Raw genomic sequence first — 24,442 nt, 5'->3', positions numbered from 1 at the left:
TCCCCTTCCCCCGGACCCCCTATCGACCCCCTCGGGGGCGGCCCGTCCCACGGGCGTACGGGACGGTCGGCATACAGCGCCGCCAGGCGGAGGCACGGGGCCGGGAGCGGGCGTTGGACCGGAGGACTCCATAGGGCGGCTGCTTCCATGGCGCGGAAGCGGGCGACCCGGTGCACGGATGGGACAGCCACGTCCCGCGTCCCTGGCGCACGGCGCCCCCGCCGGGCCTGCTCGCCCTGAGGGCGTGCCGACTGTGGCACGGGGGCGCATCTCCCCCCGAGAAAAGAGAATTTCCCTGTTCAGGAACCTGACTGCACGAATGTCCACCGAATGCCCTTGCGGGGAAAACTCGAACGGTACTGCTCGGTAATTTCCCGGGTCCTCAGGGAAATCGCAGGTCCGGGCCGGTGGCGGGCAGAAAGCGGCGTGAACGGTGCGGCTGAAACATTTTCAGGGCCCACCCGGATGTGCCCCGAATTTCGTGTGGCTATCGTTTCTGATCGAAAGAGCCTCGGGTGCCTGGCGCAAGCAGTGGGGTCCCCGTGGCTGCATTGCAGAAAGGCAAGGAGGAAGACGTGAGGAACCAGAAGTGGGTCCAGCGGTTGGCGTTGCCTGTCGTGGCTGCTCTTGGTGCGGTCATGCTGACGACCACGACGGCTGAGGCGGTGCCGTCGAAGTGCAGTACGTCCCGCGTCGACAAGGACACCTTCACCGGTACGTGCAGGAGCGGGAGCGGGACCTGGCGGCTGCGTGTCGACTGCGACAAGGCCGAGCCGGACAGCTTCTCCAGCTGGCTCAAGCCGGGGAAGACCGCGTCCGAGGGGTGCTGGTGGGGCAAGGCGCGCGGCGCCAGCATCGAGGTGCGCTGACCTGAGCGGACGGTCCTGCCGCCGCACGGACGTGCGGCGGCAGGACCGTGCGGAGCGGCGGACGCGCTCTCCGGGCCGGTCCCTTTTGCCGAGCGACCGGCCTGGGCGTCCTCGGTGACCCGGCAGTGTTTATTGAAAGAACCTCGAATGAACGACTGTTCCGCTTTATCGTTTCGGCAACATCATGTCGGCAGGCTTCGCCCTCGGATCGATCCGTGACCCCGGAGATGTGGCAGCTCATCAGTGGTGCAGGCGGGGTGGGGGATGCTCAGGATTTCTGTTTCACGAGGGGCGTGGACGGAAAATAAAGTGCTCCCTTTAAATGCTGAACAGCTTCCTCTCCACTCTCTCGTGGGGTTAATTTCCCGATTGCTTGATTTTCGCCCTGCGCCTCCCCTCGAATGGAGAACGGACCCCGTCAAAGTGGCGGGACACCGGTGCGGTGGCACCGGGGGAGAAAGATCCGAAAGAGGTGTGAGTCATGGAATCCACGAACCAGGTCGTCACGACCGACGTCGAGTCGCTGTTCGAGGAGATGGCGGTTCCTGAGAACGAGGAAGCCTTCGCGGGCCACAGCTGCCTGTGCTGGGTGGCCGAGCCCGACGCGTCCTAGCCCCGTAGGCCCCCTGGCCGCCGCTTGCCCGGCGGCCAGGGGTGCCGGCGCCCAGAGCCCCCGAGCTGTGAACCCCTCGCCCCGCGCCAGGAAGGCGGACCCATGGATGCTGAGACGGAACTGCGGCCCGACGTACGACTCGTACCGCGCGACGACATGCTGTACGTCTGCACGAGCACGGGAACGCTACGGGTTCCGGCCCGGCTCCCCACGTCCGCCGAGGACAGCGGCACCGGTGCGCGGCCGGACACCGTTGCCCTGCGCACGGGCGCCGTGCCCGACGCCGTGGTGAAGGGTCTGCGCTCCCGGGGACTCGCGTACGACAGCGGGCGGTACGTCCACCCGCTCTACGGCGAGCTGGCGGTCGGCGGGGACCGGACGGTCGCCGTGGCACCGCAGGCACTCGGCGACGAGCTGGGCACGCTGCTCGGACGCGCGGGCGTACGGACCGTGCCGGACGGCGCCTCGGAACGGGCGGCCGTCACCGTACTGCCGCTCACCCTGCCCGAGGAGCAACTGGTGCGGCGGACGGAAGCGGCGCTGAAGGGCGGTACGCCCCTCGTCGTGTACCTGAGCACCCCCACCCGGCTGCTCTTCGCCACCCTGACCCCGCCCGACACCCCCTGCCCGGTGTGTCTCGTCCGCCGCCTGCGCGCCAACCACTCCTGGCAGGCCATCGCCGGCCTCCCCCTGGACATCCTGTTCGGCGCCGCGCACGGCGACGGATGCCCGAGCACGGTCGTCGCCGCGGGACTCCTCGCACACGAGGTGCTCGTGCTCCTGGGCACCACACCACGACCCGCACCCGGCGCACCCGCCGGCACCGGCCACGGCGCGCCGAGCCACCCCGCCCGCACGGTGTTGACCGAGCTCGCGCACGGTTCACTCCAGCGCACCGAACACCGGCTCTTCCACCTGCCAGGCTGTCCCGCCTGCGCGGATCACGTCACGCCGCTCGCGCCTTCCGGCCCCACCCCGCACGAGAACGACCGCACTGCCGCTCCCTCCGAGAACGCCGACGAGGCAACGGGGCGGGACGACGCGGCCTGCTGGGAGCGGATGCGGCACGCCGTGGACCCGCTCACCGGCATGGTGCCCCAGTTGCGAGTGGACGAGTGCGACAGCGACCTGGGCGGTGCGACGTACGCCCGTACCGCGGGCATGACGAAGACGAGCTGGTTCTCCCCCGTCACGGCGGAGGCGCGCGGCGGCGCGGTCAAGAGCGACCCGGTGACCGCTCGCGTCTGCGCGGTGGGGGAGACCCTGGAACGCTACGCGGCAGGCGTCTACGATCCGCGCCGGCTGGTGCGCGCCTCGTACACCGAGCTGGGCGAGGACGCCGTGGACCCCCGTGCGCTGCCGCTGGGTTCGGCCGCGGAGTACGCCCGGTACAGCCGTCTCGCCCCGTGCGACCCGGACGCGCGGATCGACTGGGTGCCGGGCCGGTCACTGGTCACCGGCGGCGTCCGGCACGTCCCCGCGTGCGCCGTGTACCTGCCGTACCGCTTCCCGCCGGGACACCGCGCCTGGTACGACCCCATCTCCACCGGTCTCGCGGCCGGCAGCGGCTACCACCACGCGGTGCACGGCGGGCTGATGGAGGCCGTCGAACGGGACGCCACCGTCCTCTTCTGGGAGAACCGGCTCACCCTGCCCACCCTCGACCTGGACACCCTGCCCGAAGGCCCGGCCCGGCGCATCGTCGCCCGGATGCGGGACCAGGGCGTCTCGGTCACCGCGAAGGACCTCACGACCGATCTGGGCATCCCGGTGATCGGCGTGCGCTTCCTCCGCCACACGGACAGGCGGCCCGTCGTCACGCATGCCGCGCGCGCCGGCCTCGACCCGTACGCGGCTCTGCTCGGAGCGCTGGAGGAGGGGTGCCTGGGCTGGGCGGGGGCCAGATTGTGGCAGGAGCACCTCGACGCCGGTGAGTCGATTCCCGGTACCGACGACGTGCTGACCTCGCTCAAGGAGTTCTCCCTCTACTACTGGGCGCCCGACCGGGTGCGGCACCTGGAGTTCTGGGACGAGGGCCCGGTGCGTGACGCCCCGGCGCCGCGCGCGCAGGACGGCTTCGGGGCGGAGGTGAAGGAAGCGGCCGGGCGGCTCGCCGCGCGGGGGTACGAAGCGGTCGCCGTCGACATCACCCCCGTCGACGTCGCCGAGTGCGGCGTCACCGTCGTCAGGACCGTGGTGCCCGGACTGTGCCCGATCACCCTGCGCAGCGACTTCCACCGACGGGGCGGGCCGCGCGTCTTCGACGCCCCCGTGGCCATGGGCGTGCGCAGCACCCCGCTGACGGAAGCGGAACTCAACCCGCTGCCACTGCCGTTCCTGTGACCACCACGAGCACCCCCGGCCCCTCCCGCAGAGAGGACGCGAACGAACCAGTGAAGTCCCGCGAAGACGTACAGCAGCACCCGCCGGCCACCGGCCCCGGGCACGGCACGGGACAGCCCGTCCGCTACTTCCGCAACCCCGACGTACTGCTGGAGTGGCAGGACGGGGCGGGGCCCGTCCTGATCGACTGCCGCCGCTGGCGCAAGTTCGCCGCCGGCCCCCGCCTGCTGGACCTGCTGAATGTCCTCGACCGCCCACTGACCGCCCCAGAAGCGCACACGAAGTGGAACGGTACCGACGGGCACGCCGCCGAAGGGGAGAGCGGTGGCGGACACGACGACAGGCGGGAGGGCGGTGAGGGACACGACGACAACGAAGACGGCAGGGGGGACGCCGGCGGAGCCGCGGTGGCGGCGACCCGGCGGATGCTGGAGCGACTCGCCGACGTCGGCCTGCTGCGCACCTCCTCCCGCGCGGCCCCGCCGCCCCTGGGACTGACGCCCTACGATCTCGCCGCTCACGCACGGGCCGGGCAGGGGACGGCCGACGGCACGGGACGGGGCCCCGCCCCCTCGGCACGGCTGCGCCACCCCGGCAGCGGCGACAGCGTCGTCCTCGCTGCGGAGGACCGGCTGCCCAGCGGGTCGCTGCGCGGCGTACTCGACCGGCGGCGTTCCCTGCGCGGCTACGCGCCGTCGCCCCTGCCACTGGGCCTCCTCGGGGCGCTGCTCGGGCGTTCCGCGCGTGTCCGCGGCCGTCTCGGCCCCGCCGAGTACGAGCAGACCCAGCGTCCCTCGCCGTCCGGCGGCGGGCGGCACAGCATCGAGCTGTACGTACTCGCCCGCGACGTCGAGGGCCTGGCCCGGGGCGCCTACCACTACGACCCGTTCGAGCACGCTCTGCACCGCCTGGCCCCGTGGGGCGAGGAGGTGGCCGAGGTACTGCGCCAGGCCGTCACCCTCCCCGCCTACCTGGACGAACCACCGCCCGTGGGCATCTACCTCGCCTCCCACGCGGCACGCACCGGCTGGAAGTACGAAGGGCTCGCGCTGAGCCTCGTCTACCGGGACGCCGGCTGCCTGCTGCAGACCCTCTGCCTCACGGCGACCGATCTCGGACTCGCCGCCTGCCCCACCGGCACCATGCGGCCGACCGGACCGGTGAAGTTCCTCGCACCCCATCAGGAACTGCTCCTCCACGTCGGGAATCTGGCCCTGGGACTGCCCCGCCCCGACGCGGCTCCGACGCCTCCGCAGCCATTGGTCTGAGTGTCCGGGGCAGCGGCTGCCCCCGGGGACGGCAGGAGGCCGGACACCGCCGACGTGTCCGGCCTCCCGCCGCTGCGGCCGCGCTCCGAACCCCGCCCCCGACTCCGGACCGCGTGGCCGTCGCAGGCTGTCGCGGTCTACGGTTCGCGGGCCCGGCAGGCGCGGTCCACGACTCGACGGGCGTTACGAGTCCAAGTTGACCCAGAGGTGGTAGTTGCTGGTGGTGCTGCTCTTCTGGCAGTACCAGTCGGAGTAGACGGAAGCCCGCCCGTCCGCTTCGCAGGCACGCTTGGTGCGGTAGGTGCCGACGTCGGTGTAATTGCGGGCCATCTCCGCCCCGGCCTCAGCCCCGTCGGCCGCGACGGCCGCCGTCGTGCCCACCACGGAGGGCACGGGAGCCGCGTGTGCGGCGGCCACCGGTCCGGCGGCCAGCAGAGCTGTTCCCGCCATGAAACTGGCGAGCCGTGTACGAGTACGCATGGTGTCTCCTTCGTCGGTTCTTCGCGTGCGGATACCTGGGTTCGGGTCACTGGGTGCGACACCGCCCGGCCGGCGGTCCGGCCCGGGAGGCAGCGGAGGCTCCGTTGCGGAGACGTCCGAGCGTGCCTTCGGGTCCCGGGGCGGTGACCGGGGCCGGCCGCCGCCGACAATGGCCGCCCGGACGGAGGCACGACAAGACGATTCGGTGTTCGTGTCTGTTCGGAACGCAGCTCACCTCGTTCCGTCCGTGCCCGAACACGGCTGATTTGGGCCCTGCACCTGAGCAACCAGTGGGTCATGCTGCGGTGATGGAGCAGAAGGGGGACGGCTGTGACGACCCGTCGGCGGAAGCACCGCAGCCCGCACGGACCGGGACTCCCGCCGAGTTCACCGCCTCCCTCCGCGCGCTGCGGCTCTGGAGCGGGCTGACCTACCGTCAGCTTGAGGCCAGGGCGGGCGCACGCTCCGACACCCTTCCGGCCAGCACCATCGCGACCACCCTCGGCCGCGTCACCCTGCCCCGCGAACAGTTCGTCGACGCCTTCACCCGCGCGTGCGGACTGAGTGACGAGGACGTACGCGAGTGGCGCGAGGCACGCCGGCGCATCGCCACCACCGGCCCGGCGTCGGCCACGGCCGACAGCGACGACAGCCCCGCCGCCCCGCCCGCGGGCGCCCCCGCACGGATTCCGCGCTGGCGCCGGGCCGCCGGACTGCTCGGTGCCGCCGGGATCGGCGTCGTCGGCACCCTGGGCGTCACCAGCCTGCTGCACGCTTCCCCGACCCCGGGCACCCTGCCCGAGACGGCGGTCGCCGGACTGCGCATGCCGGCCGTGGGCAGTTGGGCGCGGATCCACCCCGCCCGCACGCCCGAGCTCTGCCTCACCGAGGGCCGGGACCGCAGCGGCCGGTACGCCACCGCGGTCGCCGCCCAGCGCCTCTGCACGAAGGAAGCACTGCCGCAGGTGTTCCTCGAACCGCTGAGCGGGAACGCCGTGCAGATCCAGTGGCACCACCCGAAACACGGCATCGGCTGTCTCACCGTCCTGACGGACGGACCGGGCCGCGACCTGATCGAACCCCGTGACGGCTGTGCCGACACCGACCCCGCGCAACAGTTCCGCCTCGAACTCCTCGGCCCGGCTGCCGCGGCCCGCTTCCGTATCCGCCCGGCCGTCACCGGCCAATGTCTGGGCCTGCGCGGCCAGGACACCCAGGACGGCGCGGAAGTCGTCCACAGCCGCTGCTCCGGCGCCCCCGACCAGGACTTCCTGATCGCCTTGGCCCCGCCTCCGCGGCCGGCCGCGGACAGCACCCGTCCGCCCCCGCGGCTGGCCGCGGACAGTACCCGCCCGCCACGGTGACGGACAACGGACAGCGGAATCCGTGACCGCGCTCGCCGTCCTCCAGTGAGCGCGCTGCGACAACGAAGGGTCGATGCCGAACTGCCCCGCCGGGCGCGGAGAACGCTCCCCCGGCCGCCCTCCCCGGGCATCAGGTGCATCCACGGGTGTTATGACCCACTGGCATTGGCGGCAGCCGACGTGGTGCTCCACACTCCCCACCAGGAAGCATTGACAGTGCATTGACAAGACGGGGGCGCACTCCTCCCGCAAGGGGTCGCCTCCGCTGCTCGCGCCCCCGCCCCCCCCGGGGCCTCCCCCTGGCTGAGACCAGCCTGATGAAGGGATCGTCATGTCCCGCTCGAAGTGGTTCGCCGCAGTCGGCACCGCCGCAGCCCTCACCGTGCTCGCGGTGCCCGCCGCGTACGCCGTGCCCGCGCCCGCGACGGCTGCGCCGACCGGCGCCTCCGCAGTCACGACCCTCTACTACGACGACAGCCTCGCGCGTGGCTGGGAAGCCGCCGTCGCTGCCGGAGTCGCCTCCTGGAACGCGAACACCAGCAAGGTCAAGCTGGCGAAGGCCGGCCCGGGCGCCCGCGCCGAGATCCAGATCGTCGCCACCAACGGCTGGCCGCAGGCCACACTGGGACCGGTCCGTCCCGGCGGCCGGGCCAGGGTGGAACTCGGCAACCAGGCGGTCGCCCAGGGCCATGACAAAACACGCATCGCCGCCCACGAAATCGGACACAACCTCGGCCTGCCGGACACCAAGCCCGGACCGTGCTCCCAGCTGATGTCCGGTTCCAGCGCCGGCACCGGCTGCAAGAACTCCGTCCCCAACGCGGCCGAACGGGCCCGGGTCGAGTCCGCCTACGGCATCCGTGCCGCCACGCACACCCACGAGGAAGGACGCCTGCTCGTCGACGCCCGCTGACCGCCCGGGGCACGGATGTGCCCGCCTGCCGCGCCCCGCCCGACGAGTTGGTGCGTGAACAGGGGGTGAGGCGTGTTCGGCTTGTCCCCGGCCTGTTGTCAGCCGTTGTCGGCGCGGTCGGGGACGAGGCCGGCGATGGCGCGGTAGGTGCTGGGCAGGTGATCGCGGCTGAGGTCGAGGCAGCCGTCGTCCAGGAGGACCTCGGCCACCGCACCGACGGGCCTCCGGTCGTGCCGCACGACGCGTTCGTCGCGCACGGCACCGACCGGCCGAACGGCATGCCGGGGCCCGCCTCCGAGCCCGTGCGCGCACTGTCTGCCGGACGTCCCGACATCGCTGAGCAGCTCCTGACGCCGTGGCAGGTGCTGTTCGGTGCCGGGCCGCGCCTGGAGGTCTTCTCCCACGGCACCCCAGGCACCGGGCCGGGACCCACCCGGCTGGCCGCCCGCTGTGCACGACCGACCCGCGGGCCGACGCCTCACCGGTGAAGGACGTGTGCCCCCGGGCGGCCGTCGCCGGGCGCGCCCTGGCCGTGACCGCCGCCAAGGACACCCTCTTCGCCCTCGACACCCGGAAGCCGCCGAGCACGGGCTGACCAGGGTCATTCCAGCCCCTGGAAGGCCCCGGGCACGGGCTGACCCGGCAGGTCACACGGTGAGCGTGACGGGCAGCCCGGCGATGCGCGTCGCCGCCGTGCGCCAGGCCGCCGTCACCGCCGCGTGGGCGTGCGCGGTACGGGCCGCCAGGTCGTCCCCGGCCGGGCGGATCGCCGCACCGACGTGGACGTGCAGCCGGGGCCGCCGCAACGGAGCCGTCGCCAGCCCCGCGAGCTGCTTGGCCACGCTCCCGGAAGTGATCCGCCGGGCCCCCGCCTGCCCGAGCGGCACCACGGGCGCACCGGTGCGCTCCGCGAGGCGGGCCAGTCCGCTGCGGAAGGCCCCCGGCGCGGCCTCGCCCGCGTCCGGACGGTCCGGGATGCCGCCCTCCCCGTAGATCAGCACCACCCGGCCCTCGGCGAGCGCGTCGGCCGCCAGGTCCAGCGCGTCGGCCGCCCGGCGCGAACGCCGGTGCACCGGAATGTGCCCGCCCTCCTCAAGCACCCGGCCCAGCACCGGCACCCGCCACAGACCCGCCGCCGCCATCACGGTCGGCCGCACCCCCAGCCCGCGGAGCGCGGCCAGGACGAGCGCGGGGTCGGCCAGTGAGGTGTGGTTGGCGGCCACGATGCTGCCCGGCACCACCTCGGCCCCCGGGTCCGCGCTCACGGACAACCGTCCGGCGCAGGGCACGAGAACACCGGCAAGACGGCTGAGCATCACAGAACCTCCAGGTCAACGGCGATGCCCTCATCCTGGGCGCCCCGGCAGACCCGGACGTGAGTACCCGTACTCAACTTCCCCCGTGCGTACGGAGACCGGCACCCGCCCCCGCCCCCCGCACGGCGGTCCGGGAAGACCAGTCGGCGCGCACGCGGGCCCGAACGCCGCCGCACCGGCTCCCGGCAACCCCACCGCGCCGGCCGCGAACCACCACCAAGGGGCCGTCCGCCCACGCCCACTACCAAGGGACCGTCCGCCCATGCCCACCGCCCACCTCCCCTGGCTCCTGCTCGCCGTCCTCTCCGGAGCCCTGACTTCCCTCCAGCCCGCATCACCGGGGGCCCCGCCGCCGGGCGCGGCGGGGACGTGTTCGCCGCCCCCAGCACGGACTTGACCGGCCGGTGCCCGGTGAACGGCCGCATCGTCCGCCCCGCCGCCTCGGCGGCCGGCGCCCCCTGGGGCAGCGCGGGGATCAGGAAGTGCCGCAGGACATCCTGTGCGCCGTCGGTGTACTGCGCGCAGTAGTGCGGGCTCGGACATCGCCCCGCACTCCGCCCAGCCCCCGGCCTCGGGCGTGACGACGCGCACGAGCAGCACGCAGCGGGTGCTCTCGACGCCGAAGGAGGTCGTAGGGAAGGGGGGTGAGGGGCCTGGCGATGCGGCGCGGTTCGATTCCGGTGATGTCCATGGGCGCGGAGCAGGAGCGGGGGTGCTCCGGATTCTCTGGCCGGGGCCAAGAAGGCGCGGCCCGTCCCTTGACCGCCCGGCCCGAACCGCGTGGCCCGGCAGCCCCCGCCCGTACGCGCAGGAGGGACGGCCGGGCCCGGGACCTGCGGCTACGGGAGCCGGTAATCCGCGTTCAGCGCCGCTCCCCTCTGCGGCTGCGTCTCGTCGTACCCACGCGCGTCGCACTGGAGACCGCCGACGACACAGTGGTCGACCAGGGCCTTCAGCGTGCGCTCCTCCCACGCGTTGAAGAAGTCGTAGTGGAAGGAGTAGCCGCGCCCGCTGGCCGGCCTGACCTTGCTCATGTCGCCGTTGACCGGCCACGCCATCTTGAACTCGATCATCGGCAGCGCGACCGGGTGCGAGGCCGGGCACATGTTGTCGTTGGTGCCGGGCTTCACGACGGGGTACGCCATGTGGCTCTTGTGGTCGGGCGTGTCGAGGTACTTGCCGTCCCAGCAACTGGGCGCCTGCATCCGCAGGTTGAGCTGCACGTCCGGCCGGCTCGGGCAGGTCGCCGGAATGTCGGTGTTGAAGAAACTGTCACCGCATTCCCAGCCCTCGACGAAGCCCTTGTGCGCCCGGAACTCCGAGGCGCTCTGCATCGGGTCGCCGACGACGAACCGCAGCCCCTTCGGGAAGGGGCGCACACTGGTGTAGTCGGTGACCCCCGACTTGTAGTAGATCGTCTGCGGACCGGTCGGCATGACCTTCTGGTCGCCGTTGTACAGCGAGGGCATCCAGTACGCGGACGCGTCGGCGGGCGCCCTGCAGGAGGTGGCCCCGCCGTGGAGGCTCGCGGTCGTACTGGCGGCGTTCGTCGACGTGTTGCCCATGAACGTATGGTCGTGGGACCTGCCGAACTGGCCCGGGTAGACGATCGGGTCGTCCGGCGCGGTGTGCGTGGCCGCGCAGTTGGCCTGGAACTCGTGGAAGTACGCGCGCGGCGGCGTCCTGTCCGACGGTGTCACCCCGGTGACCTGCGGGACGGCCGGAATGAAGCCGTCCCCGTCGGGGTCGTCGCCGGAGGCCCTGGTGGAGGGGGCCATGTGGTGTCCCGCGTGCGGAGCGGCTGCCGCCGGGACCTTGGCGCCCTGGTCCGGAGAGGCCGTGGCGACCGTGGCGACGCTCAGTGCGCCGACCACCGTCGCCGTGCTGACGAGCAGTAAGGACAGGCCGCGTGACCTGGATTTCCTGTGTGTTCGCATGGGGTCTCCCGCCCATGTCGAAGGGGTGGATGGACGTGCGGTGCGGCCGGGCCCCGCACGGCGGCGGGGCCCGGTGGTCAGCTGTGGATCCCGAACTCGCGCAGCGAGTAGCCCCAACCGGTGCCGCGCTGCGTCAGGTGGAGCCGGACGTGACGGGCGCTCTCCCGGAGGGCGATGGTGTCGATGTCACCGTTGCCGGTGGTGGTCGAGTGGACCGTGCGCCAGGTGGTGCCGTCGTTCGACACCTGCACCTCGTACGCCTTCGCGTATGCCGGGTCCCAGACCAGTTGGATCGTGCGGATCGCGGTGGGCGCGCCCAGGTCGGTCCGTATCCACTGCGGATCGGCCCAGTCGCTCGCCCAGCGTGTCTCCTGCCTGCCGTCGACGGCGAGCGCCGGGGCGCACGGGCAGTCCCCGTACGAACCCTGGAAGGAGGAGGCGGTGGTCGGCTTGTTCAGCGCCACGTTGGTGCCGGCCACCGGCGGGGCGACCACCTTCACGGACTTCGTCTCGATGCCCGCGTTGCCGCGTCCGTCCTCCGCCTGGACGTACACCTTCCACACGCCGAGCTTCTCGGGCGCGGTGACGGCGAAGGCGCCGTTGCCGGTGGAGCGCCACTGGGCCTCGACCAGGCGTTTGTCGCCGGTGGCGTAGTTGCCGCTCAGGTAAATCCTGTAGGTGATCGGGTCGCCGTCGGGGTCGCGCACGTCCGCCCGTACGGTGAACTCGCCCCCGGCGGGGGCCGAACCCGCGGGCGTGACCGCCATGCCGCTGATCACGGGCGGCGTGTTGTTTCCGGCCGTGCTGCCCGTGTACGCCTTCTTCACCGCGTAGTACGAGAGCCGTTTCAGCCCGTCGGGCAGCAGGTTGAACCACACGCCGCCGAAGTCGTGCTCGGTGCCGTAGTGGAACATCGTCGCGCCCAGCGCCACGCCCTGATGACCCGTCACGCACTCCCAGGCCCTGGTGTAGCCCTCGGCCTTCTGCACGTCGGTGGGCTCGTCCGGGACGCCGTTGGCGTCGTCCGGCACCTCCCACTCACCGGCCGGGCCGGTCTCGGTGACGAGGTACGGCTTGGTGTAGCCGCCATCGATCCAGTCCTGGCGGACCTTGCACATGTTCCCGTAGGAGTTCATCGAGTACAGGTCGAGGTCGGGGGCATTGCGCTGGTAATACGGCCACGCGCCGGTCCACGCGTCCGTGGACGTCACCGGGTGGTCCGGGTCGATGGAGTGGATCTTCTTGGCGACGTCGTTGACGAAGGAGGTGTACGCGTTGCGCTGCGCCTCCAATTCCGTACCGCCGTAACAGTTCTGGAGCCCGAGCACCGACTCGTTGCCGACGTTCCACATCAGCGTCGCCGGGTGGCTCTTGTACGCGTCGACCCACTTCGCGAACTCGTTGAGCGCGTTCGTCTTGTACGCCGTGTCCGTGACGTAGTCGACGCAGCCGCCGCTCCCGGGGCCGCCGCCCGGCTGGAGCCAGAAGCCGTTGACCACGCGCAGGCCCTGCGCCGCCGCGCTGTCGAGGAGCGGCCCGGTGGAGCCGTCGGTGCCCCAGGTGCGGATCGTGTTGACGCCCATGGACTTCACGTCGGGCAGGTGCTTCGGGGCGTCCGCGGCGGACGGACCCCAGGTCAGGCCCTTGACGGTGTACGGCTGGCCGCCGACCGTGAGCCGCCAGGCGCCCTGCGAGCCGGTCACCTCGACCGGGCCGCCGGGCGGCGGGTTCGTCCCTCCGTCACCGCCGTGGACCTGGAACTCCCAGAGCGAGTAGCCGTATCCGCCGGAGCGCGCCACGCCCTGCATGCGCACGTACCGGCCGGAGCCGGTCACGGCGAGGTCGTCGGTGCCGCCGTCGCCGCCGGAGACGGTCTTCAGGGTGCGCCAGGTGGTGCCGTCGTCGGAGGCCTGGATGGCGTACGACCTGCCGTACGCGGACTCCCAGCTCAGCACCACCCGGCTGAGGCTGCGGGTCGCGCCGAGGTCGACCTGGAGCCATTCGGCGTCGGCCCACTTGCTGGCCCAGCGGGTGCCGGTGAGGTCGCCGTCGACGGCGGCCGCCGCGGCGAGCCCGTCACCCTCCTGGGAGGAGGCGGTGGCCGGCCTGCCCTGGGAGAGCAGGGTGTCGGCCGCCCCGGCGGAGGGCGCGGTGGCGAGAGTGACGCAGGAGGCGAGAAGTGCCCCGAGGGTGATCAGCGCGACGGGACCGCGCACGCGGGGCGGGGTGAGGGGGACGGGTGGACGGGTCATGACCGCTCCAGGGGGAGGGGGACCGGGTCCCGGCAGCCCGAAGCGTGTGCATGGCATGCACCTGCCAAGCAATGGGGGGCGGGCGGCCTGCGGGAACCGGGCGTCGGACGGTGCGGGTCGGGCCTCTCCGGGCCGGGGCTCGCGGGAGGCGAGGCGCCCGGCCCGGAGAGGGGCGGTGCGCCCGGACGCGTGTCAAGTGGTACTGCGCGTCGGGCAGTTGCGAAGTCGGCCGTTACGGGAAGGAGGTGACCGTCGACGGAACGGTCGAGGTTCCCGAAGTCGGTGCGCCGGTGTCGTTCACGACGTGCTCGAACTGGCCGTTGCCGCCCAGCGAGACGGTGAGCAGGCTGTGGAACTTCACGCCGGGCTTCACCGGCACCTTGAACCCGTGGTCCTGACGGATCGTCGGATCCACGTTGTAGTAGCAGTAGCTGCCCAGGCCCCAGCCCTCGTGGACGTCGACCGAGTCGTCCACCCGGTAGGCGGCGTAGCCCTTGGTGGCGCCGTTCTGGATCGCGGCCTGGTTGGGGGCGTCGTACGCCTTCTCGTTCTGGAAGAAGATCGTCCGGCCGCGCTCGCCGTACCACTCGACGTCGTACTTGTTGAAGTGCTCGACGAACAGGCCGGTGGCCAGTACGTCGTCGCCGTTGACCCGCAGCCCGTAGTCGGCCCGGTTGGTCTCCCAGCCGACGCCCTCGCCGTGGTCGGCGCGCCAGATCCAGGTGTGGTCGACGACGGTGTCGTCGCTGTTGACCACCATGCCGGTGGTGGCCTTGCCGGGACCGGCCCCGCCGATGCGGAGGTAGACGTCCTGCACGGTGGTGGGGTTGGCCGCGTGGTCGGCGGACGCGTTCTGCGGGCCGACCTCCAGCAGGGTGGGGGAGTTGACCGGCCCGGCGTCGATCAGGAAGCCGGCCAGGCGGACGCCGTCCACGTCGGCGACCTTCATCGCGGTGACGCCGTTGTCCGGGATGATCGTGGCCAGGCCCAGACCCAGCACGACGGTGTTGGCCCGGTTGATCTCGATGGGCCGGTCCACGTGGTAGACGCCCGGGGTGAACAGCAGGTGCAGGCCCTGCGCCACGGCCCGGTTGAGGGTGGCGGCGGTCGCGCCCGGCTTGACGACGTAGAACCTGCTCAGCGGGATCGACTCACCGGCCGGGGTCCCGCTCGCCCAGGTGGTGCCGCGGGCGTTGGTGCGCTTGGCGGGGGCGAAGACCTTGTACTCGTTGCCGTCGAGGTGGAGGAAGGGCTTCTCGCGGGAGACCGGGGTGGTGTCCAGGGTGGTGTAACGCGGCTCGGGGAAGCCGGTGGCGGGAGCGCCCTGCGTACCGGAGAAGACCTGGTTCCAGACGGAGTTGGACCAGCCGCCGATGGCGCTGTCGCGGGTGTACCACTGCTGCTGCGAGTAGTTGCCGACCTGGCCGTCGATCTTGCTGTCGGCGATGTAGCCGCCGCTGGCCCAGCCGTAGCCGTCGGGCGCGAGGTTGAGACCGCCCTTGACGTGCATGCGGCGGAAGGAGGCGGCCTGGGAGACCGCCCAGCGGTTGGTGCCGCTCACGGGGTTGAGGGTGAGGTTCTCGGCGGAGCGCCAGAAGTTCTGCGTGGCGTTGCCGTTGAACCAGCCCGCGTCCACGGTGACGTCGCCGTGGAAGGTGGTGTCGCCCGGCCGCAGGCCGAGGCCGGCGATCTGGGTGTAGAAGCCGATCTGGGCGTTGAGGTTGCTGTACGTGCCGGGCTTGAAGAGCAGGGCGTGGCGACCGGTGCCGAACTGCGCGGACTCCTGCTCCTTGAAGATCTGGTCGACCTTGGCCTGGATGCCGGGGGTGGCGGGGTCGAAGACGTGCACGTTCGGACCGAGGTCACCGCCGCCGGGCAGCGTCGGGCCGCCGTCGGTCCCGCCGTACACCTGGAACTCCCACAGGGAGTAGCCGTAGCCGGTGGCCCGGGTCAGGCCGAGCATCCGGACGTAGCGGGCGGTGCCGGTGACGTTCAGGGTCTCGGTGCCGCCGGGGCTGTTGGCCGTGGCGTGGGCGGAGGTCCAGTCGGTGCCGTTGTCCGACAGCTCGATGCGGTACGACTTCGCGTGCGCGGCCTCCCAGCGCAGGACGACCTGGCTGACGGCCGTCGGCGCGCCCAGGTCGACGCGGATCCACTGGGGGTCGGCGAAGGCGCTGGACCAGCGGGTGCCGGTGTCGCCGTCCACGGCGGCGGTGGCGGGGGTGCCGCCGCTCTCCTGGCTGGAGGCGGTGACGGGCTTGCCCTGGGAGAGCAGGACGGGGGCGGCGGAGGCCTGGGTGGAGGGGAGGAGGACGAGCAGGACTGCGGTCAGGGCGCCGGCGAGGATTCCGGCGAGCGTGCGGTGAAGGGCGGGTGCCGGTGGCCGGAGCGCGGGTCTGGCGGGGGGAGTGCCGACTGCGGGCATGAAGGGTCTCCTCGGATTCCCGTGCGGGTGATGTGGGGTGGTGCGAGTGGCGCCGTTCCTCGGGGTGGGTGGCTTTGTGGGTCCCGTGCGGGCCCGGTCGTCCGGGCGCCTTCAGGGGGCGGGGGAGGCGGCGGGGGAGGACGGCCCCGCCGCCCAAGGGAGCTGGGGAAAGGGAGTTGGAGGGTGGCGTCGCCGCCCAAGGAGGCCGTCGCCGCCCGAGGCGGCCAGGGAGGAAGGGGGGAAGTGGGTCAGGGGGCTGTGGCGGCGCGGTGGGCGCGGATCAGTTCCGCGTAACGTCGGCCGCTGGCCTTGACCGTGCGCCGCTGGGTCTCGTAGTCGACGTGGATCAGACCGAAGCGCTTGGCGTAGCCGTACGCCCACTCGAAGTTGTCCAGCAGCGACCACGCGTAGTACCCGGCGAGCGGCGCGCCCTTGCGCAGGGCGCTGGCGCAGGCCGCCAGGTGCTCCTCCAGGTAGCGGGTGCGCTCCGGGTCCTCGACGGCGCCCTCGGGAGTCACCGTGTCGGGGAAGGCCGAGCCGTTCTCGGTGACGTACAGCTCGCGCACCCCGTAGTCGTCGGTGAGGCGCATCAGCAGCGTCTCCAGGCCGCCCGCGTCGATCGGCCAGTCCATGCCGGAGCGCGGCACGTCGGGCAGCCTGATCTCGCGGGCGTGGATCGGCCCGCCGGGGTCGTCCTCGACCGTGACGGGGAAGTAGTAGTTGACCCCGTGCCAGTCGAGGGGGGTCGCGATGATGTCCAAGTCCCCCTGTCGTTCCGGGAGTTCCACGCCGTACAGCTCGCGCATGTCCGTCGGGAAGCCGCGCCCGTGGACCGGGTCGAGGAACCAGCGGTTGATGTGCCCGTCCATCCGGCGGGCCGCCGCCAGGTCCTCGGGGCGGGTGCTCGCGGGTTCGACGGGGGAGTGGTTGGTGACCAGGCCGATCCGCGCGCCGGGCACGGCCGCCCGTACCGCCTGCGCGGTGAGGCCGTGGCCGAGCAGCAGGTGGTACGAGGCGCGGACGGCGGCGGTGAGGTCGGTGAGCCCGGGGGCCATCACGCCGTCCAGGTGCCCGATCCACGCCGAGCACAGCGGCTCGTTGAGGGTGGCCCACTGGGAGACCCGGTCGCCGAGCCGCCCGGCGACCGCGCTCGCGTACGAGGCGAGGTGCTCGGCGGTCTCGCGGACCGTCCAGCCGCCGCGTTCCTGGAGGACCTGCGGCAGGTCCCAGTGGTACAGGGTGACCGAGGGCCTGATCCCCGCCTCCAGGAGTCCGTCGGTCAGCCGGTCGTAGAAGTCGATCCCCTTCGCGTTGACGGGGCCGTCGCCGCCGGGCACCACGCGCGGCCAGGCCACCGACATCCGGTAGGTGTCGAGACCCAGTTCCTTCATCAGGGCGATGTCCTCGGGCCACCGGTGGTAGTGGTCGCAGGCCACGTCGCCGGTGTCGCCGCCCGCGACCTTGCCGGGCGTGTGGGAGAAGGTGTCCCAGATGGAGGGGGAGCGGCCGTCCTCGGCGACGGCGCCCTCGATCTGGTAGGCGGCGGTGGAGGCTCCCCAGGAGAAGCCCTTCGGGAAGGCGGAGAGGTCGGGCGATGCGGACACGGAGGACCTTTCGGTGGGCGGGGAGGCACGGACGGGCGCGCGTGCGTACACGGGCAGCCGGGTCTGACGTACCGTCACAAAGTCTGGAAAAGAAGGGAGTTATTTGACCGCACCGGCCGTGAGGCCGGCGACCAGATAGCGCTGGAGGAGCAGGAAGCCGGCCACCACGGGGATGCTCACCACGAGGGAGGCGGCCATGACCTGGTTCCAGTACACGTCGTTCTGAGTGGCGTAGCCCTGGAGCCCGACCGCGAGGGTGCGGGTGGTGTCGTTGGTCATCACCGAGGCGAAGAGCACCTCGCCCCAGGCCGTCATGAAGGCGTACACCGCCACCGCCACGATGCCCGGCAGCGCGGCCGGCACGATCACGCGGAACAGCGCGCCGACCGGCCCGCAGCCGTCGACCTTCGCCGCCTCGTCCAGGTCCCGGGGCACCGAATCGAAGTACCCGATGAGCATCCAGATCGAGAACGGCAGCGAGAAGGTCAGATACGTGACGATCAGGCCGATGCGCGAGCCGAAGAGGGCGATGCCGGTGGCGTTGCCGATGTTGACGTAGATGAGGAACAGCGGCAGCAGGAACAGGATGCCGGGGAACATCTGGGTGGAGAGCACCGTCACGGTGAAGGCGCGCTTGCCGCGGAAGTCGTACCGGCTGACCGCGTACGCCGCGAAGACCGCGATGACCACCGAGCAGACCGTCGCCGCGCCCGCCACGATCAGGGAGTTCACGAAGTAGTCGGCGAGCGGGACGGTCTTCCAGATGTCGAGGTAGGGGCGGACGGTGAGCGAGGAGGGGATCCACTGGAACCTCCCCGTCACGTCGGCCAGCGGCTTCAGCGAGCTGGAGACCATCACGAAGACGGGGAGCAGCACGAAACCGGTGAGCAGGGCCAGGAAGATCCTGCGGCTCCACAGGAACGAGCGCGGGGCCGCCATCGGGGAGCGCGGCGTGGGTCCGGGCATCTCAGACCTTCCTTCCTCGGGAGCCTCGGGAGCCCCGGGAGGTGATCGCCAGGTAGACACCGGTCACGACCAGCAGGAACAGCAGCAGCAGGACCGACATGGCCGAGCCGAAGCCGAAGTTCCAGGTCTGGAAGGAGGACTGGTAGATGTGCAGCGAGATCAGGTCGGCCGACTCGGGCGCGGCCTTCCCGAACAGCACGAACGGCGTGTTGAAGTCGTTGAAGGTCCACAGGAACAGGACCAGGACGAGGACCTGGTTGACGGGTGCCAGCGAGGGCATCGTGATCTTCCGGATCTGCTGCCAGATCCCGGCCCCGTCCAGCGCGGCGGCCTCGTACAGGTCGCGCGGGATGTTCTGGAGCCCGGCCATCAGCATCAGGAAGGCGAACGGCCAGCCCTTCCACACCGACACCACGAGCAGGGTGACGAAGGCGTTGTCGCCGATCAGCCAGAACGAGCTGCCGTCGGTGAGGCCCAGATCGCTCAGCACGCCGTTGACCAGCCCGTTGTCCCGCTGGAACATGAACGCCCAGGTGATGACGGCCGCGTACACGGGCAGGGCGTAGGGCACCAGGAAGATCGTGCGGAGCAGCCCGCGCCCCCGGAAGTCCTCCTGGAGGAAGATCGCGGCCGTCACGCCCAGCAGCCAGCACAGGCCGACCGACAGGACGGTGAACAGGCAGGTGGTGACGAAGGAGGCGAGCAGCGCCTTGCCGACGGGAGCGTCGAAGTCGACCGAGACGCCGTAGTTGTCGAGTCCGGCCCAGGGGGCGGTGCCCCAGTCGCGTATGTAGAACTGCGTGAGCTCCTTGAAGCTCACGACGATGCCGATCACCATCGGCACCAGGTGCACCAGGAGTTCCAGCAGCAGAGCGGGGAGCAGCAGCAGGTACGGCAGTCCGATCCGGCGGAGCCGTCCGAAGCGCGGCGCACGGGGCGCCGGCGCTCCGGACGTGCTCCCGCCCTCGCGGACCGCCCGCTCGTCTGCCCGGGGGGCAGCGGTAGTGGTCATGAGGGTTCCGCACTCACTTCTTCGGCATCTGCTGCTGGGCCTTGTCGAGCTTCGCCCTCACCGAGGCCCCGGTCACCGGACGTCCGGCCGCCGCTTCCGCGAACAGCTCCTTGACGGCGGTGCCGACGACCGTCTCGAACTGGGACTCCTCCGGCACCTGCGGCAGGGCCGCCGCGCTGGTGGCGAGGGTCTGGCGCAGCGGGGCGGTGGCGGGCCCGTTGAACGCGGGGTCCTCCTGCGCGGTCTTCACCGGCGGGATGGAGCCGTACGCCTTGTTGAGGATCCTCTGCTCCTCGTCGCTGCCCATGAACTTCACGAACTTCAGCGCGCCTTCGGTGTTCCTGGTGTTCTTGAAGACGGCCATATTGATGCCCGCGACCATGGAGTTCACGTTCTTGCCCGTGCCCGGGGCGCCGGACTGGACGGGCGCGGGGACCACGCCGTACGCGTCGTCGGCCATTCCCTGGGCCTTGAAGGTGGCGGCGGCGGTCTGCCACAGCACCATGCCGGTCCTGCCCTTGGTGAAGTCGCTCAGCGACTGGTTCTGCGCGTACTCGGCGTTGCCCGGCGCCACGATCTTGTCGGCGGCCATCAGGTCGACGTACTGCTTGACGGCCTTGACCGCGCCCTCGGAGGTGAAGTCGGCCTTGCCGTCGGGGGTGAAGAAGTCGGCGCCGTGCTGCTTGCCGAGGACGAAGACCTGGTGGATGTTGTTGGAGAGGTTGGAGCCCTCCACGCCGATGCCGTTCCTGCCCTTGGCCTTCAGCTTCTTGCCCGCTGCGGTCACCTCGGCCCAGGTGGTGGGCGGCTTGGCGATGCCCGCCTCCTGGAACAGCCTCTTGTGGTAGTAGAGCGCGTACGCCATCGAGTACAGCGGCACCGCGGCCGGCGGCTTGCCCGGGGCGCCGGTGGAACCGAGCGCGGAGTCGACGTAGCGGTCCTTGCCGCCGATCTTCTGGAAGGCGGCGTCGTCCCAGTCGAGCAGCGCGCCACTGGCCTGGAGGGAGGCCGACCAGGTGTTGCCGATGTTCAGGACGTCCGGGCCCTGGCCGGACGTCGTCGCGGTCAGGATGCGGTTGAGCAGGTCGGCCCAGGGGACGACCTCCAGCTTGACCTTGATGCCGGTCTGCTTCTCGAACTTGTCGAGCTCGGGCTGCAGGACCTTCTTGTCGACCTCGATGCTCGCGCCCTGGTTGGAGGCCCAGTAGGTGAGTGTCTTGGGCCGCTCGTTGGATCCGCCGCCGTTCGTTCCGCCGCCGCAGGCCGCCGCGGACAGGACGAGGGAGAGCGTGACGGCACCGACGGCCGCCACTCGTGCGGCTCTGATTCTGGGCATGGCTCCAGGGCCTTTCGAAGAGGCTGAAGTCGCCTGAGCGGGAAGGGAGATGAACGTTCCGCGTTCACTTCCCGAAGCCCCTCATGGCTTAATTTATGGTGTGAGTTAAACCTCAAGGGAATGTCGCGTCAAGGGCTGTGGCAGAGGTATGTTGCGGTCAGGTTTCGAGAACATGGGGGACGAACGATGGCCAGTGGCGGACGGACTGTGCGTGACCTGCGCAGGGAGAACCGCACCGCGGTCCTGCAACGGTTGTATTTCGACGGGCCGATGAGTCGGTTCTCGCTCGGCCCGGCCACCGGGCTGAGTTCGGGCTCCGTCAGCAACGTGGTGACCGAACTGGTCGCCGACGGCCTGGTCGAGGAGGCCGGCAGTGTGGACTCCGCGGGCGGGCGTCCGCGCATCCTGCTGCGCATCGCCCCCCGCAGCGGCTATCTGATCGGCGTCGACGTCGGCGAGACCCGCGTCCGCGTCGAGCTGTTCGACCTCGCTCTGTCCGAACTCGCGCGCGTGGAGCGGCCGTTGGAGGCGGGTGGCCCCCACCGCACCGACCGCTACGACGTCAACGTGGTCGTCGCCCACCTCCGCGACGGCATCGACGAGGTCCTCGCCCGGGCCGCCATCGCCCCCGAACTCCTCCTGGGTGTCGGCGTCGGCGTCCCCGGCATCGTCGCCCGCACCCCCGAGGACGGCGCGGTCGTGCACGGCCAGACCGTCGGCTGGGACGCCGTCCCGCTGGAGAAGCTGCTGCGCGAGACCGTTCAACTCCCCGCATCTGTGCCGTACTTCATCGACAACGGGGCCAAGACCCTCGGCCAGGCCGAGATGTGGTTCGGCGCGGGACGCGGCGCGCGGGACGCGGTCGTGGTGCTCTTCGGCTCGGGCGTCGGCGCCTGCGTGGTCACCGACGAGATCAGTCCGGGACGCGGCCTGGAGTGGGGGCATCTGACGGTACGGGTCAAGGGCCGCCGGTGCCGGTGCGGGGCGCTGGGCTGCCTGGAGGCGTACGCGGGGGCCGAAGCGCTCCTGGACCGCTGGGCGGAGGCGGGCGGGCGGCCCCCGGCGGGCGCCGACGAGGAGACCGCGCTCACCGCGATGATCGCCGCCGCCTATCCGCCGGACGGGGACGGCGCCCCCGACGCCACGGCGCTCGCCGTCCTGGAGGAGACCGCCGAGTACCTCGGTGCGGGGTTCTCCGACCTGATCAACCTCTTCCAGCCCGAACGCATCCTCGTCGGCGGCTGGGCGGGCCTCCAGCTCGGCGCGCGCTTTTTGGACCTGGTGCGGGCCCACGCCACCTCGTACGCCCTCAGCCACCCGGCGAGCCTGGTCACCGTCAGCCTCGGCACGCTGGGCCCCGACGCGGTGACCGTCGGCGCGGCGATCCTGCCGCTGGCCGACTTCTTCGCCCGGGGCGGCCACCCGGCCCCCGCCGAACCGCAGGAAACGGCTCCCGCCTGGCACCGCACGCTGCGGGAGCGCACCGCCACCTGAGTCCCCGGCGTGCCGGTGCGGGGCGGGGCCCCTCGCACTGCGGGCATGGCTGTTCACTCACGCCTGGCGCCGGAGCGGCCAACGGACCACCGCGTCGAAAGGGCGGGCTCCGCGGGTCCGGTTGGCTGATCGGACGGACGGCCGGAGCCGATGGCGGCCCACGGCGCGCTCCCGCCCGCCTTCGCCCGCATCCACCCCCGCTTCGGCACACCCGCCTTCGGCACCGTGTGCTGGGCGGCCGCGACCGCGGTGGTGCTCGTCCTCCTGACCGCGCTGTCCGCGGACTTCCTGGGCGACGCCATCCTCTGCCTCGGCCTGCTGATCGCCTTCTACTACGGGATCACCGGCCTCGCCTGCGCCTGGTACTTCCGCAGCCAACTGCGGGACTCAGTGCGCGCATTGATGCTCAAGGGGATTCTCCCGGCCGTCGGCGCGCTGATGATGTCCGCCGCCTTCGGCCGCGCCGCATACGACATGGCCGACCCCGACTACGGGGCGACGTCCGTCGCCGGTGTCGGCGGAGTCTTCCTGCTCGGCGTCGGCTCTCTCGTACTCGGCGTGGCCGTCGCCCTCGCCGTCCGCCCCGCGTTCCGCGCGTTCTTCCGCGACGGACGCACCACCGTCACCCAGCTCACCGTCACCGAGGAGTGAACCACCGCCATGACCCGCACGCTCACTGTCGCCGCCCTCCAGACCACACCTGTCCCGCACGACCTCGAAGGCACCTGGGACCGGTACGCCGCACGGGTGCGCGCCGTCCGCAAGGGCTTCCCGCAGGTGCGACTCGTCGTCGTGCCGGAGCTCATGCTGGCGGCCGAGGCCCCCCTGCTGGAGGCCGCCGACGACTGGACGGACAAGGCGGCGGTCACGATCCCCGGACCGCTCACAGACCGCCTGTGAAGTGCACCAAGGCCGACCGCTCGGAGACCCCGGCGCGCTCGGCGATCGGCTTGCGCGCGGGCTCGCGCGTGCCGTCCGCGACGAGCTCCAGGACCAGGTCCAACAGCACCGTGCGGGTGCGCTGCGGGTCACGACGTCTGACGGAGCCGCGCTCCTCTGCCACCGGGCCGGTCGGGTTGTCCCGGCTGTCGGTTCTCACCGGGGCGTCCTGGCAGCGCGCTGTGAGGACATTCCGTGCCGGGACGTCCGACGTGCTCCGCGAACGCGACGTACGACCGCACCGCAACCGCCGGCAGTCCGTCCGCCGTAGCATCCTCCCGGACCTCCCCTTGCCACTCGCCCTGCGGGACCGCTCACCTACCCACCCGTTGTGCCGAGGCACGATAGTGGTCACCAAGCAGGACGGCTGGAAGGCCCGCGTACGTAAAAAGGGACAGGCACGACCCGTGGTCCGACTGCCCGCGGGACGACGAGGGAGGACACAGGCATGGCACAGGCCCACCGACCGACCGGCACCGGCTCCGGGCCCCGTTCCCCGGGAACGGCCCCGGCCGCCCCGCGCAACTGGTTCCTTCGGCTGGGCGCACCGCCTGTCGCGGCGATCGCGCTGACGGCGGCCGTCGCCCTCTACATGTCCCTGGTCGCGTTCGGGAACATCACCGATTTCGGGACCAACCAGCAGTTCGTCCAGCACGTCCTGAGCATGGACACCACCTTCAAGGACCCTGACCTGATGTGGCGGGCAGTCGAATCCCCCGCCGTTCAGAATGCCGCCTACGTCACCGTCATCGTCTGGGAGACGCTGACCGCTTCCGTGCTCCTGGCCGCTACCTGGTTCTGGATCGCGGGGCTGCGTCGCGACGCGTACGATCTCGCCCGTGCGGCCAGCACCGTGGGTCTGGTCATGATGCTGCTGCTCTTCGGGATGGGCTTCCTTGCCATCGGCGGCGAGTGGTTCGCCATGTGGCAGTCGTCCGACTGGAACGGTCTGGACGCCGCGGCCCGCAACGTCGCACTGGCTGTCTTCACGCTCCTCGTCGTGCACCTGCCCGGGATGCACCGGGCGGGCGCGGCGCGGCCCTGAGGCGGACCGGGCAGCGGGCGAGGAGGGGCGGCAAGCCGGAGCCCGGCTTGCCGCCCGGAGCAGGGAGCGACGCGGACGCTGCCGACGCCGGTGTGCCTGCACACGGTCGTCGGCGACCCCGGAGAAACCCGTGCATCGATGGATGCCCGCCACACCGTCGACGACTCCGAGTTCCGCGACCTGGAGGGGGCGAGGAAGTCGGCCGGGCGGCTTCAGCCGGCCGCCGCCGTGTCCAGCGAAACATGTCATCGGTGAGGCGTTTGCCG

At 71.7% G+C, this 24,442-nt stretch carries 21 protein-coding genes; 10 read left to right on the top strand and 11 right to left on the bottom strand.

Annotation, left to right across the window (positions count from 1 at the left end):
* The first annotated feature begins 575 nt into the window (after nt 1–575).
* From ACZ56L_RS26720 to ACZ56L_RS26705, 4 genes are all read left to right on the top strand, one after another.
* Complete coding sequence (locus ACZ56L_RS26720) at nt 576–869, top strand: hypothetical protein (RefSeq protein WP_468693186.1); 294 nt, start codon at nt 576–578, stop codon at nt 867–869.
* A gap of 481 nt (nt 870–1,350) precedes the next feature.
* The gene (locus ACZ56L_RS26715) at nt 1,351–1,482 is read left to right on the top strand and encodes an azolemycin family RiPP peptide (protein WP_345220081.1); all 132 of its coding nucleotides are present in this window, start codon (nt 1,351–1,353) and stop codon (nt 1,480–1,482) included.
* 102 nt (nt 1,483–1,584) lie between these two features.
* On the top strand, nt 1,585–3,825 hold the full coding sequence (locus ACZ56L_RS26710; protein WP_471066824.1) for a YcaO-like family protein: 2,241 nt from the start codon (nt 1,585–1,587) through the stop codon (nt 3,823–3,825).
* Nucleotides 3,826–3,875: 50 nt separating this feature from the next.
* Nucleotides 3,876–5,093, top strand: coding sequence for a SagB family peptide dehydrogenase (locus tag ACZ56L_RS26705; protein WP_471066822.1), 1,218 nt, complete (start codon nt 3,876–3,878; stop codon nt 5,091–5,093).
* A gap of 183 nt (nt 5,094–5,276) precedes the next feature.
* Here ACZ56L_RS26705 and ACZ56L_RS26700 read toward each other — a convergent pair whose 3' ends face one another.
* Nucleotides 5,277–5,573 (bottom strand): hypothetical protein, encoded by a 297-nt coding sequence (locus ACZ56L_RS26700; RefSeq protein ID WP_471066820.1) that lies wholly within the window; start codon nt 5,571–5,573, stop codon nt 5,277–5,279.
* 308 nt (nt 5,574–5,881) lie between these two features.
* Between ACZ56L_RS26700 and ACZ56L_RS26695 the strand changes: the two genes are divergently transcribed.
* Together ACZ56L_RS26695 and ACZ56L_RS26690 are read left to right on the top strand one after the other, a co-directional pair.
* Nucleotides 5,882–6,937, top strand: coding sequence for a helix-turn-helix domain-containing protein (locus ACZ56L_RS26695; protein ID WP_471066818.1), 1,056 nt, complete (start codon nt 5,882–5,884; stop codon nt 6,935–6,937).
* Between the two features lie 331 nt (nt 6,938–7,268).
* A complete protein-coding gene (locus tag ACZ56L_RS26690) occupies nt 7,269–7,850 on the top strand; it encodes a snapalysin family zinc-dependent metalloprotease (RefSeq protein ID WP_345226154.1) in 582 nt (193 codons plus the stop codon).
* Between the two features lie 98 nt (nt 7,851–7,948).
* Here the strand turns inward: ACZ56L_RS26690 and ACZ56L_RS26685 are convergent, their stop codons facing one another.
* The 9 genes from ACZ56L_RS26685 to ACZ56L_RS26645 all read right to left on the bottom strand — a co-directional run bounded on the left by ACZ56L_RS26685 (nt 7,949) and on the right by ACZ56L_RS26645 (nt 20,689).
* Nucleotides 7,949–8,107, bottom strand: a complete 159-nt coding sequence (locus ACZ56L_RS26685; RefSeq protein ID WP_471066816.1) for a hypothetical protein — start codon at nt 8,105–8,107, stop codon at nt 7,949–7,951.
* Between the two features lie 390 nt (nt 8,108–8,497).
* Nucleotides 8,498–9,166, bottom strand: a complete 669-nt coding sequence (locus ACZ56L_RS26680; protein WP_471066814.1) for a lysophospholipid acyltransferase family protein — start codon at nt 9,164–9,166, stop codon at nt 8,498–8,500.
* An 839-nt stretch (nt 9,167–10,005) separates the two neighbouring features.
* The gene (locus tag ACZ56L_RS26675; protein WP_471066812.1) at nt 10,006–11,103 is read right to left on the bottom strand and encodes a DUF1996 domain-containing protein; all 1,098 of its coding nucleotides are present in this window, start codon (nt 11,101–11,103) and stop codon (nt 10,006–10,008) included.
* Nucleotides 11,104–11,180: 77 nt separating this feature from the next.
* Complete coding sequence (locus tag ACZ56L_RS26670; protein WP_471066810.1) at nt 11,181–13,355, bottom strand: discoidin domain-containing protein; 2,175 nt, start codon at nt 13,353–13,355, stop codon at nt 11,181–11,183.
* A 232-nt stretch (nt 13,356–13,587) separates the two neighbouring features.
* Nucleotides 13,588–15,780, bottom strand: coding sequence for a discoidin domain-containing protein (locus ACZ56L_RS26665; RefSeq protein WP_471066808.1), 2,193 nt, complete (start codon nt 15,778–15,780; stop codon nt 13,588–13,590).
* Between the two features lie 248 nt (nt 15,781–16,028).
* A complete protein-coding gene (locus ACZ56L_RS26660) occupies nt 16,029–17,384 on the bottom strand; it encodes a GH1 family beta-glucosidase (RefSeq protein ID WP_471066806.1) in 1,356 nt (451 codons plus the stop codon).
* A 99-nt stretch (nt 17,385–17,483) separates the two neighbouring features.
* Nucleotides 17,484–18,323: a carbohydrate ABC transporter permease gene (locus ACZ56L_RS26655; RefSeq protein ID WP_471067036.1), complete on the bottom strand. Its 840-nt coding sequence runs from the start codon at nt 18,321–18,323 to the stop codon at nt 17,484–17,486.
* 28 nt (nt 18,324–18,351) lie between these two features.
* On the bottom strand, nt 18,352–19,362 hold the full coding sequence (locus ACZ56L_RS26650; RefSeq protein ID WP_471066804.1) for a carbohydrate ABC transporter permease: 1,011 nt from the start codon (nt 19,360–19,362) through the stop codon (nt 18,352–18,354).
* Between the two features lie 13 nt (nt 19,363–19,375).
* Nucleotides 19,376–20,689, bottom strand: a complete 1,314-nt coding sequence (locus ACZ56L_RS26645; RefSeq protein ID WP_471067035.1) for an ABC transporter substrate-binding protein — start codon at nt 20,687–20,689, stop codon at nt 19,376–19,378.
* A 195-nt stretch (nt 20,690–20,884) separates the two neighbouring features.
* Between ACZ56L_RS26645 and ACZ56L_RS26640 the strand changes: the two genes are divergently transcribed.
* From ACZ56L_RS26640 to ACZ56L_RS26630, 3 genes are all read left to right on the top strand, one after another.
* Nucleotides 20,885–22,192, top strand: coding sequence for an ROK family transcriptional regulator (locus ACZ56L_RS26640; RefSeq protein WP_471066802.1), 1,308 nt, complete (start codon nt 20,885–20,887; stop codon nt 22,190–22,192).
* A 150-nt stretch (nt 22,193–22,342) separates the two neighbouring features.
* Nucleotides 22,343–22,843, top strand: coding sequence for a hypothetical protein (locus ACZ56L_RS26635; RefSeq protein ID WP_471066800.1), 501 nt, complete (start codon nt 22,343–22,345; stop codon nt 22,841–22,843).
* A gap of 9 nt (nt 22,844–22,852) precedes the next feature.
* Nucleotides 22,853–23,092: a carbon-nitrogen hydrolase family protein gene (locus ACZ56L_RS26630; RefSeq protein ID WP_345226174.1), complete on the top strand. Its 240-nt coding sequence runs from the start codon at nt 22,853–22,855 to the stop codon at nt 23,090–23,092.
* Here ACZ56L_RS26630 and ACZ56L_RS26625 read toward each other — a convergent pair.
* Nucleotides 23,076–23,291, bottom strand: a complete 216-nt coding sequence (locus tag ACZ56L_RS26625; RefSeq protein ID WP_471066798.1) for a hypothetical protein — start codon at nt 23,289–23,291, stop codon at nt 23,076–23,078. The two genes, ACZ56L_RS26630 and ACZ56L_RS26625, sit on opposite strands and share 17 nt — an antisense overlap.
* 288 nt (nt 23,292–23,579) lie before the next feature.
* Here ACZ56L_RS26625 and ACZ56L_RS26620 point away from each other — a divergent pair, with 288 nt between their 5' ends.
* Nucleotides 23,580–24,176, top strand: a complete 597-nt coding sequence (locus tag ACZ56L_RS26620) for a DUF2165 domain-containing protein (protein WP_471066796.1) — start codon at nt 23,580–23,582, stop codon at nt 24,174–24,176.
* The last annotated feature ends 266 nt before the right edge of the window (nt 24,177–24,442 follow it).

Source organism: Streptomyces sp. NPDC039736 (genome assembly GCF_055596485.1).
Note: the sequence above shows the minus strand (reverse complement) of the source record. Positions and strands in the feature narration are given on the sequence as shown.

Coding starts and splice junctions, on each gene's coding strand:
- ACZ56L_RS26715 (WP_345220081.1), top strand. CDS start 1,351: ATGGAATCCACGAACCAGGTCGTCACGACCGACGTCGAGTCGCTGTTC.
- ACZ56L_RS26710 (WP_471066824.1), top strand. CDS start 1,585: ATGGATGCTGAGACGGAACTGCGGCCCGACGTACGACTCGTACCGCGC.
- ACZ56L_RS26700 (WP_471066820.1), bottom strand. CDS start 5,573: ATGCGTACTCGTACACGGCTCGCCAGTTTCATGGCGGGAACAGCTCTG.
- ACZ56L_RS26695 (WP_471066818.1), top strand. CDS start 5,882: ATGGAGCAGAAGGGGGACGGCTGTGACGACCCGTCGGCGGAAGCACCG.
- ACZ56L_RS26690 (WP_345226154.1), top strand. CDS start 7,269: ATGTCCCGCTCGAAGTGGTTCGCCGCAGTCGGCACCGCCGCAGCCCTC.
- ACZ56L_RS26680 (WP_471066814.1), bottom strand. CDS start 9,166: ATGCTCAGCCGTCTTGCCGGTGTTCTCGTGCCCTGCGCCGGACGGTTG.
- ACZ56L_RS26675 (WP_471066812.1), bottom strand. CDS start 11,103: ATGCGAACACACAGGAAATCCAGGTCACGCGGCCTGTCCTTACTGCTC.
- ACZ56L_RS26670 (WP_471066810.1), bottom strand. CDS start 13,355: ATGACCCGTCCACCCGTCCCCCTCACCCCGCCCCGCGTGCGCGGTCCC.
- ACZ56L_RS26665 (WP_471066808.1), bottom strand. CDS start 15,780: ATGCCCGCAGTCGGCACTCCCCCCGCCAGACCCGCGCTCCGGCCACCG.
- ACZ56L_RS26655 (WP_471067036.1), bottom strand. CDS start 18,323: ATGGCGGCCCCGCGCTCGTTCCTGTGGAGCCGCAGGATCTTCCTGGCC.
- ACZ56L_RS26650 (WP_471066804.1), bottom strand. CDS start 19,362: ATGACCACTACCGCTGCCCCCCGGGCAGACGAGCGGGCGGTCCGCGAG.
- ACZ56L_RS26640 (WP_471066802.1), top strand. CDS start 20,885: ATGGCCAGTGGCGGACGGACTGTGCGTGACCTGCGCAGGGAGAACCGC.
- ACZ56L_RS26635 (WP_471066800.1), top strand. CDS start 22,343: ATGGCGGCCCACGGCGCGCTCCCGCCCGCCTTCGCCCGCATCCACCCC.
- ACZ56L_RS26630 (WP_345226174.1), top strand. CDS start 22,853: ATGACCCGCACGCTCACTGTCGCCGCCCTCCAGACCACACCTGTCCCG.
- ACZ56L_RS26620 (WP_471066796.1), top strand. CDS start 23,580: ATGGCACAGGCCCACCGACCGACCGGCACCGGCTCCGGGCCCCGTTCC.